Source organism: uncultured Parasphingorhabdus sp. (genome assembly GCF_963677535.2).
GTDB lineage: Bacteria > Pseudomonadota > Alphaproteobacteria > Sphingomonadales > Sphingomonadaceae > Parasphingorhabdus.
Map to the genome: position 1 here is coordinate 704,930 of NZ_CAXXUT010000003.1, position 16,370 is coordinate 721,299.

Here is a 16,370-nt window from a genome sequence, read left to right on the forward strand (position 1 = left end):
GTGCAGTGCCGGATCATTCAGAACAAATGATCCGGCATTGTTTCAACATTCTCTCTATCCTTAACTCTTTCGGCCGGGACGCCTGGAGCAATCCTGTCCTGAAAAGGTCAGGCGGGTTTCATGGCCTTGATCGATCCCGTGCCCCAAACCGCTGGAGGAAGGGATTCGTCAACAACAAAGCCGGCCTTGCGGATCAGGTCACCAAAATCGCGGGACTCGAAGTCAGCGCGCCAGACTTCATTGTTGATCGCCCGATCATTGAACGCCCAGAATTTTGTGCTGACGGTTTTCTTGGGTGCCTGTTTCCCGGTCGGGTGATCAATCGGATAGAAAATACCGCCGGGCCGCAAGATGCGGAATGCTTCCTTGATAATCTCGTCGGTGGCTGCAGCATCCACTTCGTGATGCAGAATGTTGGAGGCAATCACGTCGAAATGATTGTCCGGGAACCCCGTTGCTTCGGCGGACCGCTGCGCAAAGAAGCAATCAATTCCCAGATCGACAGCCCGCTTGTGCGAGAAACGCACCATCGGGCCGGCAATGTCAATGCCGGAAACCTTGGCCTCGGGGAAACGGTTTTTCAGACCATAAGCGAGGCGACCGGTGCCACAACCCATATCCAGCGCCCGCTCGACTTTACCGTCATCCGGAAGCGGCACGGCTGCTGCCATCAGGGCTATCCGTTCATCCTGAATGTTACTGCCAAACAAGGCTTCATAGAGAATATTACCATAATGGTAGTTTACATAGCCGGCCAGGGGATTGCCGACGTAACCACCTTTCTGAAGATGAATCTCGTGCTTGGCATATTCAGGCATGTGCATATCGGGGTTGAGTTCGATACGGTTGGGATATTTGGCTTCCGCCGCTTCCATTTCGGCGAAATATTGTTCGGATGCCCGGCCCAGCGATTCCTCAAGCCCCCCCAGCATCAACTCCTGATTGCTGAGCCACGTGCGCATGCGCAAGGCCATCAGGGGGTCGGAGCGAATGTCATCCAGAAGCGGAATCAGATCCACATTCGTATTGGGGTCAATACCTTTCTCGGCGAGAATGGCGTGCAAACGCTTGGTCGACTGTTTTTCGAAATCGTTGAGCGACCAGGCGAGAAAACCGGCGTGAAAGTCCATCTGTCCCGCAACATCGGCGTTTGGCAGCAATTCATCATAGTCCAGCGGCGGTTTGCCTGTCTTGGCCTCTGCAGCGGGCTTTGCCGAAGCGGAAGCAACAGCCCTGCTGCCACCGAAAAGCCATGCAAAAGTAGAGCTGAATGCAGCTCCTGCGAATAAAGTCCGGCGATCAATCATGATTCAGCCTCCCTGCCGCAGGCTGTCCATACCCGCACCATATTGTGTCCTTGCCTCGCCGGTCTTCTCAAGCGATCCGTAAACGCGCTTGATGAACTGGTCGCGCTGCACCCGCCAGGCTTTCTCTTCTTCAGCCGTCGGCTGATATTGATTCACCTTCTCAAGCGAGATACCCTGACTGGTAAGAACGGATTCCAGCACTTTTATCCGCCGCTGCGCACTCCAGACCTCAGAGCCCATGGCGACAATGGATGACACCAGCGCATCGATCGCAGGATGGTCAAAAAATGCCGCCTTTTCGACGTCATAGGACAAAAAGTCCGTTGTATATGTCTCGTGCTTGCCGTTCTTCGATACCATGATGCTGCTCCATTAGACGAAAATAATTCATAAGATCAGTTGCACACACGCTATTCAACGCAGTGCTGCAGTGTCCAATATTTCATGCCTATCAAACCATCGACAAAACCGCTTGCGTGCCGTGGTCGGGCACCGCCAGACGATCATGGATCCATCACAAGGTCCATCGCTTTGACCGGAAAAGATAATCTGCTCCGCCTATGGCATGCCTTCAAAAGCTGTAGATTCCAGCTCGAAATACTCCCTGAACTCGGCGAGGGCGGCGATAACTTTTGCCAGTGCGGGTTCTTCGATAAACGCCTGATCCTCTTCCATCACCGGTCCAGCGAGAATGGCCAGCTCAAGCGGGTCAGCCGGCGCTGGGAGGGGGAAAACTGTCGTACCTGTGGGTATTGCCAAAATGCCGACGACGTGGCTGGGTGCAATACCTATCAGCCCGTTTCTGCGGACAGCCTGAAGCATGGTCAGCCAGCAGTCGGTTTCGAGGGCAACATCATAATCCTTGCAATGCTCTTCGAGACAGGCATCGATAATCGGACGGCTGGGTACATTTTTTGTCGGCAGGCACAATTGTCCCGAAGAAAGCTCCGACCAGGACAGGCGCGACGGCAGCACCGTGTCGCTTTCACCATATTTGAAAGCCACATAGGTTTCGGGGGCCAGGGGGAAGGTACGGATATCCAGATCATCGACAGTCGACAGATAGGTAATGCCCAGATTCAGATTGGCATGGGAAACACCGCGCGCCACTTCGGTGGCGGACAACGTCTGGATTTCAGCCGAAACCGGTACATCCTTGAGGCGCAAGAACGACAATAGCAGAGACGCCAGGGGCGAAGCCGATGGCACGATGCCGACCGAAATAGAACCCTCGCCGGCCTGCCTGATTCTGGAAAAGTCACGCTTCAGGGCATCACAATCTTCCAGCACGCTGGTCGCCCATTCCTCGACCCGGTCGCCAAAGCGCGTCAGCCCGCGAAAGCGATGGTCGCGGACCACCAGCGGCACGCCAAATTCATCTTCAAGTTGCCGGATTCGAGCGGAAAGCGTCGGTTGCGTTACAAAGCAGATGTCCGCCGCGCGGGCAAAATGATGCTCTTTCGCTAAGGTAACGAAATATTTCAGTTGACGCAGATCCAATATGGCTCTCCCGGAATATCAGCAGACACTATCTTTCCTATCAGGATATGCGCCGTTATGCCAGACGATCGCCGGAATATCTCCATCGGAATCGCGCGAACGATCCTGCCCGCGCAGGCCGCGAGCCTATAGCCCTTCGCCCTGCGTGGAATACGGGACGAACGTTGATTGACTGGCAATATGATCACCCGGGTTCAGATCGGTCGAATGGTCGAGATGCATATCCGTCACGGCAGGAGAGACGAGCTAACTGTCAGTCGAGGTGTCGCGCTTCAGACGCTCCAGCTCTTCCGTTACAATTCTCATCACACGGCCGAGATATTCTCCCCGCCGCTGGTCGCGCTCTTGCTCGACCTCTTCGGTAATCTCGAAAGATTCGACATTCTCGGGAGTTGGCCAGATTTTCGCCTTGGCCAGTTTTTCATGGGTATCGAGACGGTCGGACAGAACGGAGACCTCTCCGGTCAGGGCCATCACCATCGCCAAGACTTTATCGACGCTCGGGTCATCAAAGAAATATGGTCGACGCCCCTTGGCAACCTTCGGCCGTTCCATGGATTCTACAGACATTTGTTTATCTCCTTGATAGGCCCAAATCGTAAGCAGGCCGCAACTTGCAATATGGCTATAGTTCTACTTGTATCCCCTGAGTGTAACAACCCGAACATTGCTAGATTGATTCTATGGGTTGATTAGCTATCTCTATCGAACAGCGAAATAATCGGCAGAATATAGGGATTTTCCACAAGACAACGCGTCGCTTGCCACCAGCAGAGCTATCCCTCGACCGACGCGCTTGTCTGACCATCTTTGCAAACCGATGCTGTAACGTGCCTGCACCTAGACACCGCCATGCCTGTCTTGCAGCGCAACAACATCTTCCATTCCGAGTTGCCGGGACATGTCTCCGAAATCATAATGACCGCTTCCTTCGCTATTGGCATTACCAGCTTTCAAATCTGCGTAGAATTTGCGCGCCGCCTGCGCCGCAGCAAGCGGAGCGCCGGCGGGATAAATCACGAACTTGGCACCCAGCTTCTGATATTCTGCCGGCGCCAATATCGGGGTGAAGCCGCCATGCGCAGCGTTGACCAACAAGGGTTTGCTGAGCCTGGCCGCCGCCTCGGCGATTTCCTCAACGCCTTGCGGTGCTTCCAGAAACAGGATGTCCGCCCCGTTTTCTGCATATTGGTTCAATCTGGCAATTGCCGAGTCCAGACCTTCTGTGCGCCGCGCATCGGTACGGGCTATCAACAGAATATCACCTTCGCCCCGGGCTTCCACTGCTACGTGCAAGCGGCGGATCATGTCACCCGCCGGCACCGAGACAGCCTGCCCGACATGCCCGCAGATTTTCGGAAACCCCTGATCTTCTATTTGCATGGCAGCAATGCCGACCCGTTCATAGCCTTTGACGGCGTGGGCAAGATTGGCGAGGCTGCCAAAACCGGTGTCCGCATCCGCTATGACCGGAGCATTGCTCTTTAAGACAAAGCCACTGAATGTCCGAAGAAAATCGCTATAGCCTGCAATCCCGACATCAGGCTCGCCCATGGCTGACGCGGTACCCCAGTAACCGGAAGCATAATGCGCATCAAAGCCAATATCATTGGCCATCAGCAAACTCATATGATCATAAATGCCAGGAGCCGCGATAATGTTATTGCCCGACATTTTTGCCCGGAGTTGCTTTGCACTCATGCGTCTTTTGCCTTTTGTTCAAATAGGTATAGCAGTTCATCCAGCGCCGACCGGTCCTCGATGGTTGCCGGAACGGTCGGCGCCTCCCCATCTGCAATCTGGCGGATATTGCGTCTCAAAATCTTGCCGGACCGGGTTTTCGGCAGTCGACTAACGGCATGAACCCGCTTGAAACTCGCCACCGGGCCGATTTCCCGCCGCACATCCGCTACCAGCCGCTCGGCCAGTTCCGCAGCATCGATTGCCGAGCCGGCCTTCAGTACGACGAAGCCCGCCGGAATCTGGCCTTTCAAGGCATCATGAACGCCGACTACCGCGCACTCCGCCACCGCGGGGTTTGCCGCCAGCACTTCCTCAATCGCGGACGACGACAAACGATGACCCGCCACGTTGATGACATCGTCAATCCGCGTCATCACGAAAACAAAACCATCCTCGTCGACAAACCCTGCGTCACCCGAAAGATAATAGCCCTCGTACCGCTCGAGATAGGCCTCGACATATCGCTGTTCGGCGTTCCACAACGTCGGCGCCGCTCCGGGCGGGAGCGGGAGCTTCGCAACGATGGAACCCGTTTCATTCGGCCCAACGGGAACACCTTCTTCATCCAGACAGCAGATTTGCCAGCCCGGCATGGGAACGCTGGTCGATCCTGCCTTAATCGGCAGTTCTTCAATCCCGAGGGGGTTCCCGCAAATAGCCCAGCCCGTTTCCGTCTGCCACCAATGGTCAACGACCGGCTTGTCCAGCAATTTCTCGATCCAGAATAATGTGCTCGGGTCGGTCCGCTCCCCGGCTAGATAGACAGCCCGCAATTGCGACATATCATGCCCTGCGGCCAGCGCCCCCTCCGGATCGACTTGCTTGATTGCCCGGATCGCCGTCGGAGCGGTAAAAAAGCTGCGCACAGCGTACTTTGCGATGATCTCCCAGAAAATGCCGGCGTCCGGGGTGCCGACCGGCTTGCCTTCAAATATTACCGTCGCGCTGCGGTTCATCAGCGGGCCGTAGACAATATAGCTATGTCCGACCACCCAACCGACGTCGCTGGCAGCCCAGTAGGTTTCGCCCGGTCGGCAATTATACAGACCCTCCATCGTCCATGACAGCGCCACAAGATATCCACCTGTATCGCGCACAACGCCTTTGGGCTGGCCGGTGGTACCCGATGTGTACAGAATATAGAGGGGATCCGTCGCCGCGACCGGCACGCAATCCGCCCATTCGGCCGCCGCCAGTTCCTCGTGCCAATCCAGATCATCGCGGGCAGTAACATCGGCAAGCTGCTGCTCGCGTTGCCAGTATATCGTTGCATCTATTTCATGGTCGGCAAGATCGTAAGCCTCTTCCAGAATCGGCTGATAGGGCAATATCTTGGCACCCTCGATTCCGCAGGAAGCCGCCAGAACCAATTTGGGCGTCGCGTCATCGATCCGCACTGCCAGTTCCTTGGCGGCAAATCCGCCAAAAACAACCGAATGGATCGCGCCGATCCTGGCGCAAGCGAGCATGGCAATCGCCGCCTCGGGCGAATTGGGCATGTAGATCAGGACGCGATTCCCTTTGCCAACGCCGTGCTTTTGCATCGCTCCGCCCAGTCGCGCTGTAGCATCCTGCAGATCCCGAAAGCTCAATTCGCGGGACGTCCGGGTTACCGGACTTTCATAATAGATCGCGGTCTGGTCACCGAAGCCCGCCAGAACATGACGATCGACACAATTATAGCAGGCATTGAGCCGACCGCCGCTAAACCAGCGCGGAATCGGGCCTTCGCCATCGGCGACAACAGAATCCCATTTGGCATCCCAGTCCAGATTCTCGGCTATATTGCCCCAGAATTGTTCCGGGTTCTCAGCCGAGAACCGGCGCAGTTCTGCATAAGTATCAAATTCAAAGATCATCGGTTCCCAATCGCTCAATTCCTCCATCAATCTAACGCAATTATGATTCCTAACCAATGTGCGATCAAATTCATGCTGCAGGTTGATGCTCCAGCCGTCACCGGTCATGAAATTTGGAGAATTATCAAGGCAGCCAATACAGCATTATGTCCATTCCAACCGAACAGCGACGGATCAGTGTCGACGATGCCGAAATCCATGTCGAGATCACCGGTAGCGGGCCAGACCTTTTGCTGGGAGCGGGGCTTGGTGGCCGCGGAATATTCTGGGCCAGGCAAATACAGCAATTTGCCAAATATTTCCGCGTAATTACCCATGATCATCGCGGTTGCGGCAAAAGTACGCCTGGGAAAACCGTCAGCGGGGTCAGTCAGATGGCCGATGATCTGATCGCAGTCATGGATGCCCTGCATATCGACACGGCGCATATGGTCGGCCACTCGACAGGCGGGGCAATTTTCCAGCATATCGCCCTCGAACATCCTGGCCGAATGCACAAGCTGGTGCTTAGCTGCAGCTGGGCCGGACCCGATGAATATTTTGTGCAGCTCTTTGCAATGCGCCGGGAAATTCTGGTCAAATGCGGTCCCGCTGCATATTTTGCTTCCGGCACCTTTCTCGCGATGCCGAGCAGCCATTTACAGCCCCAGATGCAAGATTCGCGAGCTTTTATGGAAGAGCGGATGGCGGCTTTCCCGGGTCTGGAAGTCGAACTGTCCCGTCTCGACGCGGTGGTTGGCCACGACCTGCGCAACGAACTGCATAAAATCCAGCACGAAACATTGTGTATCGGCGCGCGCGACGACCAGATCACGCCACCGGGGTTTACGGAAGAACTTGGCCGGAAAATTCCCGGCGCCACGACCCATCTGCTGGACGAGGGCGGGCATTTTTGTCCCATCGCATCGGCCGAAGCCTATTCGGCCCGCTTACTGCAGTTCCTCGCACCATAGGAGACCAAGATGAGCAATGATATCACCAAAGGCCACTCGGTCATCATCGGCCCGGATGAAGGCCGCTCGCTTTGGCAGCCCCTGCCGTCTCGCGGCTATGTTGACGTCAATCTGACGCCTGACAATATGGTCTACGAGACATTCTCGAGCGGCATCCAGGTCATGCCGCCCGGCTGCACGGTGGGAGAACATGGCCACAAGCAAAACCATGAACTGATTTTCGTTTACGAGGGCACGGGCCAGGTGAAAATCGACGGCAAGCTATCGGAATTCGGTCCCGGTACTACAATATTGTTCGGCCGAAATTGCACCCACTGGATCAAAAACACCGGTGAAACCGATCTGAAAATGTTCTGGGTCTTTCTTCCGCCCGGACTGGAACAGCTGTTCTATGCGATCGGCAAGGAGCGGAAACCCGGCGACCCCATGCCGGAACCCTTTGAACGGCCCGACCATGTCGAGGAGATCAAAGAAAAGTTACACTTCATGTCCCCAGGGAATACAGACTGATGCGTATCATCACCCGATCTGACGTCGAGCGATTGTTGCCGGTCGCTGAATGCGTCGATGTCATGCGAAGCGCCATGCAGGAAACCTCGCGCGGCAACGCAACCCTTCCGATCCGGCAATTCATAACGATTCCCTATGCGCCCGGAAAGCTGGCAGTCATGCCGGGAACACTCGGCGCGCCCGCTTGTTTCGGGATCAAGCTGGTTTGCAAATATGACCGGCCGCATGGCGATCCGCTGGGCACGCATGTCGGCATGGTAATGCTGTTCGACAGCGACAAGGGTATCCCGCTGGCGATGATCGAAGGAAGCTCGCTCACCGCAATCCGTACCTCGGCTGCCAGCGCGCTGGCTACCGATGTTCTGGCGCGGGAAGATGCGTGTCGCGTAGCGATTATCGGCAATGGTGAACAGGCCATGCGCCACAGCCATGCGATGCGCGCGGTCCGCAAGATCGAGCATTTCACCGTCTGGGGTAGGGATGCCGCTCGGACGGAAGCTTTCGCTGCCAGAGTATACCGGGAAACCGGGGTTGAGACTGCAGCCGCCGCTACTGTCGAAGCCGCTGTCGCCGAAGCGGATATCATCTGCACGGCCACATCCGCCAAACAGCCGATCCTGTTTGGCAAGCATCTCAAATCCGGCCAGCATATCAACCTGGTCGGCGCAGCGATTCCGAGCGCTGCAGAAGCCGATGACGAGGCAGTGGCCCGGTCACGCTTCTATGTCGACTATCAGGATGCTGCCATGGCTGCTGCCGGGGAATTGCTGGGTGCGATCAGCCGCGGAGCGGTCCAGGATAACCATATCGTCGGCGAGATCGGCAATGTCATAGATGGGACCGCACCTGGCCGCAGCAACGGTGACGAGATTACGATCTACAAATCACTGGGTGTCGCGTCGCAGGATCTGGCCGCAGCCCACGCAATTTGGACCATGGCGGAAACCGAGAATAGCGGCGCATCCATCGATCTGCTCGATTAGGTTTCCGCCCGGGATCTGGTGCACGTGATTTCGGCTTAGCGACATCGGCCTGCCCGACAGGCCCGACGGATGACGGGGGTTGATAGTTATCAGCACCCCGTTACTTCGTTTTGCTAACTGGAACAATCAGTTGCGACCGAAAAATGCTTCGCGGGCTTCCTCGGTCGGATTGCCAATTTTAAGATCCTTCGCCATTACCTGCAGGCCCCGTTGCGCGCCGGGACGACTGTTGATCGCCGCCAGCCAGCGCTGGACATTGGGAAATTCAGTGACGTCAATGCCGTGAAATTTCTGTTGCTTCTCTATCATCCAGGGAAAGGTCGCCATATCTGCCAGCGAATATTTTTCACCGGCCAGATATTCATGTTCACCCAGCCGCCGGTCGATCAGACCATAGAGCCGCTTTGTTTCGCCGCAGTAGCGGTTGATGCCATGTTCGATCCGTTCCGCAGCATAGCCGTTAAAATAGCCGCACTGGCCGAACATCGGCCCGACATTGGCGCATTGAAAGAACAGCCACTGCGTGACGAGAGACTGCTCCACCGGATCGGCAGGCCAGAACTTGCCGTATTTTTGCGCCAGATAGAGCAGAATCGCACCCGATTCAAAAACTGCATGGGGGTTTCCGTCGGGACCATCATGATCGACAATGGCGGGAACCCGGTTATTGGGGCTGATTGCAATAAATTCGGGCGCGTGCTGCTCCCCGGTCAAAATATTGATCGGCTTGACGGCATATTCCAGCTCCATTTCTTCCAGAGCGATCGAAATCTTGTGCCCGTTGGGCGTCGGCCAGTAATAGAAATCGATCATCCTGCATGTTCCTTCTGTAGGGCGAGTACCTCCTGAATCGCCTGCTGGCAGCGTTCTGCGCTGGTATCACCCTGATAATCCACGTTGTAATGGGCTTTTACCGAGGGTCTTTCGATTGACTCGTCATACCAGTCGGACAAAGCTGGCCGGTTCTCGCGCCAATTGAAATCTGGGTGGATCGGGTCTTTGGCGTCATAAAATTCTACGCGAAATCCGAGGTAGCTGATCGCGTGCAGCATCGATGCATGACCAACGTCAAATGTAGACCAGCCTGCTTTTGCATCCTGTTCCAGCTTATCTAGCGCCGCGATATATTTCGGCCATAGGCGCTCGAACACGCTCATGTTCCACTGCTCTTCCGGCTGCCATTGTTCAGCCACCATCTGTACCGTCGTTTCAAATATCGTATCTCCCGTTGCCAGCCGGGTAATGGCGTCCCACCGGTCGGGGCCGGGTTCGGGATACATGCGCCGGGCAACCGAAGTAGAGTCGAGATATTCGCAGATGGCCTGACTGCCATAAATGACCTGCCCCGTTTCGGTTGCCAGTGTCGGCACCTTGCTGAGGGGATTGATCGGAGTCAGATCATAGGCATCGCCCTGATCTTCTCCGTCCAGATTCTTGAACGGAAACGTAGCGATGAAATCGATATTGTCCCAATGACCACATTCATGCGCGGTCACCAGCACCTTGTGAATGAATGTGTGAAACGGTGAGTAGAATAGCCTGATCATCAGTGCGTTCCTGTTCCTTAGTTACTTCAGATATTCGGCGGCACCGATCCGGTCGGCTTTCAGACCGCTCTCGTTCAGGCGGGGCTTCGTCTTCAGCGCGCCCAGACTGTCGTCCAGAGCCTGACCAACCGCAGACAGCGTCACCGCCGGGAACAAGGCGACAGAATAGCCTATTTCCTCGACCATAGTCGCATCAGTGACTTCGTCATCGCAGCGCAGCAGGTTATGCAGCAAGGGAACATCTCCGCCCAATTGCCGGACCAGTTCCTCCATCTGTTCGCGTCTGGTGAGCGACTCTACGAAAATCATATCTGCTCCCGCTTCCGCATAAGCATGGGCGCGATCCATTGCCGCACCGAAGCCTTCGCTGCTCATCGCGTCGCTTCGCGCGCTGATGATGATATCCTGATCGACAAGGGCATCGCGTGCAGCCTTGATTTTCCCGACCATGGTTTCGGTGCCAACCAGCGGCCGGGACAAAGGTGCATCCGCAGCCTTTACTTCCAGCTGGTCTTCCATCTGCAACGCCGCCACGCCGGCCCGTTCAAACAGCCTCACCGTGCGCGCCACGGTATAGTCATTGCCGAAACCCTGATCGACATCGACCAGCAGCGGGATCGAGATCCGTTCTGTTATCCGGCCGACAATTTCACTGGTCTCGGTTAGCGACAACAGACCGATGTCGGGTCGCGCGAGATGTGTCGCCGCCAGTGAGGAGCCGGACGCGAATACCGCTTCAAATCCGGCCGCTTCGGTTCTGTAGGCGCTCAACGCATCGTAGATACCGGGAACCACGATGATTTCCCGCTGTTGCATCCGCGTCCGCAATTTTCTGGCCAGACTCATCGCCGCCTCAAATCAAAATTGCCTGGTCAGCGCGGCGGCGCCAACCGAAGAAAAATCTGCTGCCTGCATGGCAATCCCTCAAATGGCGTCCATCCCAGGAGGCCCCCCGGCGGGGAAGGGAGAGACAATGAAACCCGTCAATAGAACGCACGTGAAATTTCGTCGCCACCACTCCGGCTTTTGTTCAACTGGCGGTCAGTTGATCGCCAGTTTGGGTTCATGCCGGCGTGTCCTAGCCCATGATCAGCAACGGACTCTCGACCAGCAGTTTGAAAGCCGCCATGAATCTGGCCGCAACCGCTCCATCGATGGCACGATGATCGAAGCTGGCGGTGGCGGACATGATTGTGGCGAGCGCTAATTCTCCGTCCACTTTCCAAGGCTGTTCTATCCCTGCACCGATGCCGAGGATGAGCGCTTGTGGCGGATTGATGACCGGAAACATCTCGTCGATACCAAACATGCCTAAATTGGATATGGATGCTGTCCCGCCCTCATAATCACCGGGCCCCAGCTTGCCTTCGCGCGCCTTTGCGGCCAGCGCCTGGCTCTGCTCTGCAATGGCGGACAGCGAAAGCGACGCGGCGTCCCGGATAACCGGCGTAACCAGACCACCTTCAATGGCGACGGCCATGGCGATATCGGACCGGCTGAACCGATGCAGCATATCCCCGCCAAACTGCACATTCGCGTCCGGCACTTCGGCCAGCGCTCCGGCGAGAGCCTTGATCATGAAATCATTGACCGAAAGCTTTACTCCCCGCGCCGCCAGACTGGCGTTAAGCTCGCGACGCAACGTGAGGAGCGGATCGAGATTGCAACGCACGGTCAGGTAGAAGTGGGGAACCGTCCGCTTGGATTCACCCAGCCGGCGGGCAATGGTCTTGCGCATTGTCGAGAGCTTGACGCTCTCGACCGGCACGCCTGCAGGCGGATCATAGACAAGCGGAGGCCGGGGTTCCGTTATTTGCGCCGCCGCAGTCTGCGGGGGCGACAGCAATGAGGGCAGGCCGAGGTCGGCCTTGACGATTTTGCCGCGCGAACCCGACCCCTTGAGACTGCCAAGCGCAAGCCCTTTCATACTGGCAATACGCCGCGCGAGTGGGGTCGCATTATACGCCTTTCCGTCAGCGCGCCCGTCGGTCGCCGGTATCGGGTCGGCAACCGGAGCCGGCGCCGGTTCCGGAGCGGCTGGCGCTGCCGATCGCTGTGTTTCCACCAAAGCTTCAGCAGCAGCCGGCTGGCGGGTTTCCGGTGCCGGGGCGGCTACTATGTCTTCCCCCTGTTCGGCCATAGTAGCGATCGCCGTACCGACAGGGACATCATCGGTCCCCTCCGCAACCAGAAGCGAGGCTATCCGTCCCTCGTCAACCGCTTCCAATTCCATTGTCGCCTTGTCGGTTTCAATCTCGGCAATCACATCGCCCGATTTGACTTCATCGCCAACGGCGACGAGCCATTTTGCCAATGTCCCTTTTTCCATCGTCGGGGACAATGCCGGCATTTCGACGTCAATCGCCATCTTAATTCTCCAGAAACAGTTCAGCGACAGCGTCAACGATAGCCTCGGCATCGAGGCGATACTCGCGGTAAAGGTCAGGCAAATCGCCGGTCTGACCAAAGCGGTCGGTGCCCAGAGGGCTGACTCGCATGCCTTTCACACCGCCAAGCCAGGATAGCGCTCCCGGCGAACCGTCCAATATTGTCACCAGCCCGGCACCGGGTGCCAGAGCGGACAGCAAATGTTCGGCATGCGAGGGTGGAATATCCGCTCGTCCGTTGGTCCACCGGCCGGCGCGGCACGCTGACCAGCCCCGGTGCAGCAGATCGGGTGACGTCACATTGAGAAGCCCCAGCCCCGGCATGTCTTCCGACAGGCTTTCCCATGCTTCCAGTGCTTCAGGCGCAACAGCACCGGTGAAAATAATCGCAGCTTCGGCCCCGGGACCCGGCGGACGCAGCCAGTAGCCGCCTTTCAAGGCGTCTGCCTCCCAGCTGTCATCACTGCGTTCGATCTGCGGCACCGAGCGTGTACTCAACCGCAAATAGACCGAACTGCCATCCGGCTTCTGCATATGTTCAAAGGCATGGCGCATCATCAGCGCCAATTCGTCGGCCCACGCCGGTTCGAAATAGTCGAGATTGGGCTGGCCCATGCCGATGAGCGGCGTGTTGATCGACTGATGCGCTCCACCTTCGCCGGCAAGCGTCAGACCCGACGGCGTTCCAACCAGCAAAAAGCGGGCGTCCTGATAACAGCCATAGTTGAGCGCATCGAGACCGCGCGCGATGAACGGATCATAGACCGTGCCAACCGGCAGCAGCCGCGTGCCGAAATGCGGCGCAGAAAGGCCCAGCGAGGTCAGCATCAGAAAGAAATTATTCTCAGCAATGCCGAGTTCGATATGCTGGCCTGCCGCATGAGCCGCCCATTTTTGCGCTGACGGAATTTTCGCTTGCCGGAACACATCGGCCACTTCCTGACGGCGAAACAGGCCACGCTGGTTCACGAAAGCACCAAGATTAGTCGTCTGCGTCACATCCGGTGCAGTCGACACGATCCGGTTGCCGATTTCTCCGTCGGACTTGGCGAGATCAAACAATATTTTGCCGAAGACCGCTTGCGTCGACAGTTCATCGCCGTCAGGGACCGCGAAACGAGCAGGAACCGCTATCGCTTCGGCGTCCTGCTCTGGTGGCGTCTTGGCGAAGGCACTGTTTTCCATGAAGGCTTTGAGCTCGGCGGCGATATTATCGCCCAGCCCCGCAAAGGGTTCCCATTCATCCCCTTCGGCAATGCCGAGCCGATCGCGCAGACCGTGAATCTGCGGCGGGTTCATCATACCCGAGTGATTATCCTTATGGCCGGCCAGTGGGAGGCCGAATCCCTTCACCGTATAAGCAATGAACATGGTTGGCAATTCGTCGTCCGCCGCATCGAACGCTTCGGTCAGACTGGCCATGCAATGACCGCCCAGATTGGTCATCAACGCAGCCAGCTGCTCGTCATCATAGCCGGCAAGGAGCTCTCTGACATTTGTCTTGTCACCGATATCGGCAAGCAACCGCTCACGCCACGCTTCTCCGCCCTTGTAGGTCAGAACGGCGAAATCGGCATTCGGGCAATTGTCGATCCATTCCTCCAGCGCCTTGCCGCCCGGTTTCTTGAACGCCGCCTGCTGGAGCTTGCCATATTTCAACGTGACCACTCGCCAGCCACATGTTTCGAATATATCGTCGAAGCGCCGGAACATCCGGTCGGCCGTGGTGCTGTCGAGCGACTGCCTATTATAATCGACGATCCACCAGCAATTGCGGATATTATGCTTATATCCCTCGATCAGGCACTCGTAAATATTGCCTTCGTCCAGCTCGGCATCACCCATCAGCGCGATCATTCTGCCCGCGTGTTCGTTTTTTACCTGACCGTGCGCGATCAGATAGTCCTGCACCAGGCTCGAGAAAGCCGTGACTGCCACGCCGAGACCGACCGAGCCGGTTGAAAAATCGACGGGGATGCTATCCTTGGTGCGCGAAGGGTAGCTCTGAACCCCGCCAAGGCCGCGAAAATTGATCAGATTGTCCCGCGACTGCTGGCCGAGCATATAATGAATCGCGTGGAGCACCGGCCCGGCATGAGGCTTGACCGCCACCTTGTCCTGTGGCCGCAACGCGTGGAAATAGAGCGCCGCCATGATTGCGGTCATCGACGAGCAACTCGCCTGGTGCCCGCCGACCTTCAGGCCGTCGCGCTTTGGCCGGATATGATTGGCATTGTGCACCGTCCAGGACGAAAGCCAGCGCAAGCGCGCTTCCAGCGTTTCCAGCATATTTATGGTTTCCGCATTAGAGCGCTGCACCGTCTTCACCATGTTTGAATCTCCGGATCTATACGTTTGCTTATAAATGTTTCCGGCCAACATGTCCTTGCTATTGGTTGCGCCATATCTTAGTAAATTGGCATAATTTATCGATTTATTGATTCTACAAGGCAGATTATGTCAAATATTGGGATAGATGCCTATGACCGGCGGATATTGGATGCGCTTCAGACCGATGGCCGCATGACCAACAGCGATCTTGCGGAAAAAATCGGACTATCCCCCAGCCCGTGCCTCCGCAGGGTTCGCCAGCTCGAATCCAGAGGCATGATCTCCGGCTATGTCGCTCTGGTCGACCCGCAGGCCATTGGCCTTTCCGTTTCTGCTTTCGTGCGCGTTCGCCTCGATCAGCAGGATGACCAGCACCTGCGCGCCTTCGAAACGGTCATTGCCGATTTCCCGGAAGTGATGGAATGTTATTTGATGAGCGGAGATTCTGATTACCAGTTGCGGGTGATGGTGGAATCGCTGAATGCGTTCGAGGATTTTCTGCGTAACAAGCTCACCATGATAGGTGGCGTTGCTCAGGTCACCACAAGCTTCGCCTTGCGTCCGATCATCTACAAGACTGCATTGCCGCTTGGACAATGAACGGGCACGCCCGCACGCTGGAAGACCTGCCGATTGACCGCTTCATTCCGGTGCGTTGAGGTCTGCGATCAGACGGAATCTGTTGCAGTCACTCCGTCACCACACTCCCGCAGCCATTTCAGGGAACCGGGATTCATGCCCTTGAACTTCGGCGCATCGGATAGCGGCGCCAACAGCAGCGGACTGTCTGGATCGAGCTGCCATTTGATCCGGTGATAGAGCGGGGAGCGGTTCAATTCGCTGCTGATGAGAAACAGGTTATCATCGACCCTGTAGCCATCGCCGTACAGATCAAGCGGTTGCTCCGTGGTTTGCGGACAATATAACAGATAGAGAGCCATGATCGATCGCCACCTTTTTCCAGCCATGGTTTGCGCCAATGTTCCGGAACAGCGATGCGGATTTCCGGATGCCGCTTCGGATGATCAACGATATTGGCCTGTCCATGGTTCCCAATTAAATTCGGAACCGTCTGCTCGACTGGAAGGCCTGACGATCATATCTTACTATGCCGCGTTGCCACTTGCCGGGGTATAGGCCGGAATCCACCGACAGGTGCCGGCCCGTTTTCAAGAAACGATCAATAAAACCGGACTATGATGTCGATCATTTGTCTTAACCGGCCAATGAACCCGATCGCGCTTGAATTT

The 16,370-nt window shown here is 56.5% G+C and carries 16 protein-coding genes; 4 read left to right on the forward strand and 12 right to left on the reverse strand.

Going from position 1 to position 16,370, the window contains the following annotated elements; genetic code table 11:
• Window positions 1-107: 107 nt before the first annotated feature.
• From ACHZCJ_RS10240 to ACHZCJ_RS10265, 6 genes are all read right to left on the reverse strand, one after another.
• Window positions 108-1,307: a methyltransferase domain-containing protein gene (locus tag ACHZCJ_RS10240; RefSeq protein ID WP_321326133.1), complete on the reverse strand. Its 1,200-nt coding sequence runs from the start codon at window positions 1,305-1,307 to the stop codon at window positions 108-110.
• Window positions 1,308-1,310: 3 nt separating this feature from the next.
• The gene (locus tag ACHZCJ_RS10245; RefSeq protein ID WP_321326135.1) at window positions 1,311-1,667 is read right to left on the reverse strand and encodes a hypothetical protein; all 357 of its coding nucleotides are present in this window, start codon (window positions 1,665-1,667) and stop codon (window positions 1,311-1,313) included.
• A 198-nt stretch (window positions 1,668-1,865) separates the two neighbouring features.
• Window positions 1,866-2,807 carry a LysR family transcriptional regulator gene (locus tag ACHZCJ_RS10250; RefSeq protein WP_159646451.1) on the reverse strand — a complete coding sequence of 314 codons (942 nt, stop codon included), beginning with the start codon at window positions 2,805-2,807 and terminating at the stop codon, window positions 1,866-1,868.
• A 246-nt stretch (window positions 2,808-3,053) separates the two neighbouring features.
• Complete coding sequence (locus tag ACHZCJ_RS10255) at window positions 3,054-3,377, reverse strand: hypothetical protein (RefSeq protein WP_201295672.1); 324 nt, start codon at window positions 3,375-3,377, stop codon at window positions 3,054-3,056.
• A gap of 270 nt (window positions 3,378-3,647) precedes the next feature.
• Window positions 3,648-4,508 carry an oxaloacetate decarboxylase gene (locus tag ACHZCJ_RS10260; protein WP_159646453.1) on the reverse strand — a complete coding sequence of 287 codons (861 nt, stop codon included), beginning with the start codon at window positions 4,506-4,508 and terminating at the stop codon, window positions 3,648-3,650.
• Window positions 4,505-6,427, reverse strand: coding sequence for an AMP-binding protein (locus tag ACHZCJ_RS10265; protein ID WP_321326140.1), 1,923 nt, complete (start codon window positions 6,425-6,427; stop codon window positions 4,505-4,507). Before ACHZCJ_RS10265 ends, ACHZCJ_RS10260 begins: the two co-directional genes overlap by 4 nt.
• Before the next feature lie 128 nt (window positions 6,428-6,555).
• Between ACHZCJ_RS10265 and ACHZCJ_RS10270 the strand changes: the two genes are divergently transcribed.
• From ACHZCJ_RS10270 to ACHZCJ_RS10280, 3 genes are read left to right on the forward strand one after another with little or no spacing between them, the layout of a single operon-like run.
• The gene (locus ACHZCJ_RS10270) at window positions 6,556-7,362 is read left to right on the forward strand and encodes an alpha/beta fold hydrolase (RefSeq protein WP_321326141.1); all 807 of its coding nucleotides are present in this window, start codon (window positions 6,556-6,558) and stop codon (window positions 7,360-7,362) included.
• Window positions 7,363-7,371: 9 nt separating this feature from the next.
• Window positions 7,372-7,872 (forward strand): cupin domain-containing protein, encoded by a 501-nt coding sequence (locus ACHZCJ_RS10275; protein WP_321326142.1) that lies wholly within the window; start codon window positions 7,372-7,374, stop codon window positions 7,870-7,872.
• Window positions 7,872-8,855 carry an ornithine cyclodeaminase family protein gene (locus ACHZCJ_RS10280; protein WP_321326144.1) on the forward strand — a complete coding sequence of 328 codons (984 nt, stop codon included), beginning with the start codon at window positions 7,872-7,874 and terminating at the stop codon, window positions 8,853-8,855. The genes ACHZCJ_RS10275 and ACHZCJ_RS10280 overlap by 1 nt, the downstream gene beginning before the upstream one ends.
• 126 nt (window positions 8,856-8,981) lie before the next feature.
• Here the strand turns inward: ACHZCJ_RS10280 and ACHZCJ_RS10285 are convergent, their stop codons facing one another.
• From ACHZCJ_RS10285 to ACHZCJ_RS10305, 5 genes are all read right to left on the reverse strand, one after another.
• Window positions 8,982-9,668, reverse strand: coding sequence for a glutathione S-transferase N-terminal domain-containing protein (locus ACHZCJ_RS10285; RefSeq protein WP_321326146.1), 687 nt, complete (start codon window positions 9,666-9,668; stop codon window positions 8,982-8,984).
• Window positions 9,665-10,402, reverse strand: coding sequence for a glutathione S-transferase family protein (locus ACHZCJ_RS10290; protein WP_321326148.1), 738 nt, complete (start codon window positions 10,400-10,402; stop codon window positions 9,665-9,667). Before ACHZCJ_RS10290 ends, ACHZCJ_RS10285 begins: the two co-directional genes overlap by 4 nt.
• A 21-nt stretch (window positions 10,403-10,423) precedes the next feature.
• Window positions 10,424-11,248 carry an isocitrate lyase/PEP mutase family protein gene (locus ACHZCJ_RS10295; RefSeq protein WP_321326150.1) on the reverse strand — a complete coding sequence of 275 codons (825 nt, stop codon included), beginning with the start codon at window positions 11,246-11,248 and terminating at the stop codon, window positions 10,424-10,426.
• Window positions 11,249-11,480: 232 nt separating this feature from the next.
• Window positions 11,481-12,770, reverse strand: coding sequence for a dihydrolipoamide acetyltransferase family protein (locus ACHZCJ_RS10300; protein WP_321326152.1), 1,290 nt, complete (start codon window positions 12,768-12,770; stop codon window positions 11,481-11,483).
• A gap of 1 nt (window position 12,771) precedes the next feature.
• The gene (locus ACHZCJ_RS10305) at window positions 12,772-15,120 is read right to left on the reverse strand and encodes a transketolase (RefSeq protein ID WP_321326154.1); all 2,349 of its coding nucleotides are present in this window, start codon (window positions 15,118-15,120) and stop codon (window positions 12,772-12,774) included.
• Window positions 15,121-15,246: 126 nt separating this feature from the next.
• Between ACHZCJ_RS10305 and ACHZCJ_RS10310 the strand changes: the two genes are divergently transcribed.
• Window positions 15,247-15,720 carry an Lrp/AsnC family transcriptional regulator gene (locus ACHZCJ_RS10310; protein WP_321326156.1) on the forward strand — a complete coding sequence of 158 codons (474 nt, stop codon included), beginning with the start codon at window positions 15,247-15,249 and terminating at the stop codon, window positions 15,718-15,720.
• A 68-nt stretch (window positions 15,721-15,788) separates the two neighbouring features.
• Here ACHZCJ_RS10310 and ACHZCJ_RS10315 read toward each other — a convergent pair whose 3' ends face one another.
• On the reverse strand, window positions 15,789-16,061 hold the full coding sequence (locus tag ACHZCJ_RS10315; RefSeq protein WP_321326158.1) for a hypothetical protein: 273 nt from the start codon (window positions 16,059-16,061) through the stop codon (window positions 15,789-15,791).
• Between the last annotated feature and the right edge of the window lie 309 nt (window positions 16,062-16,370).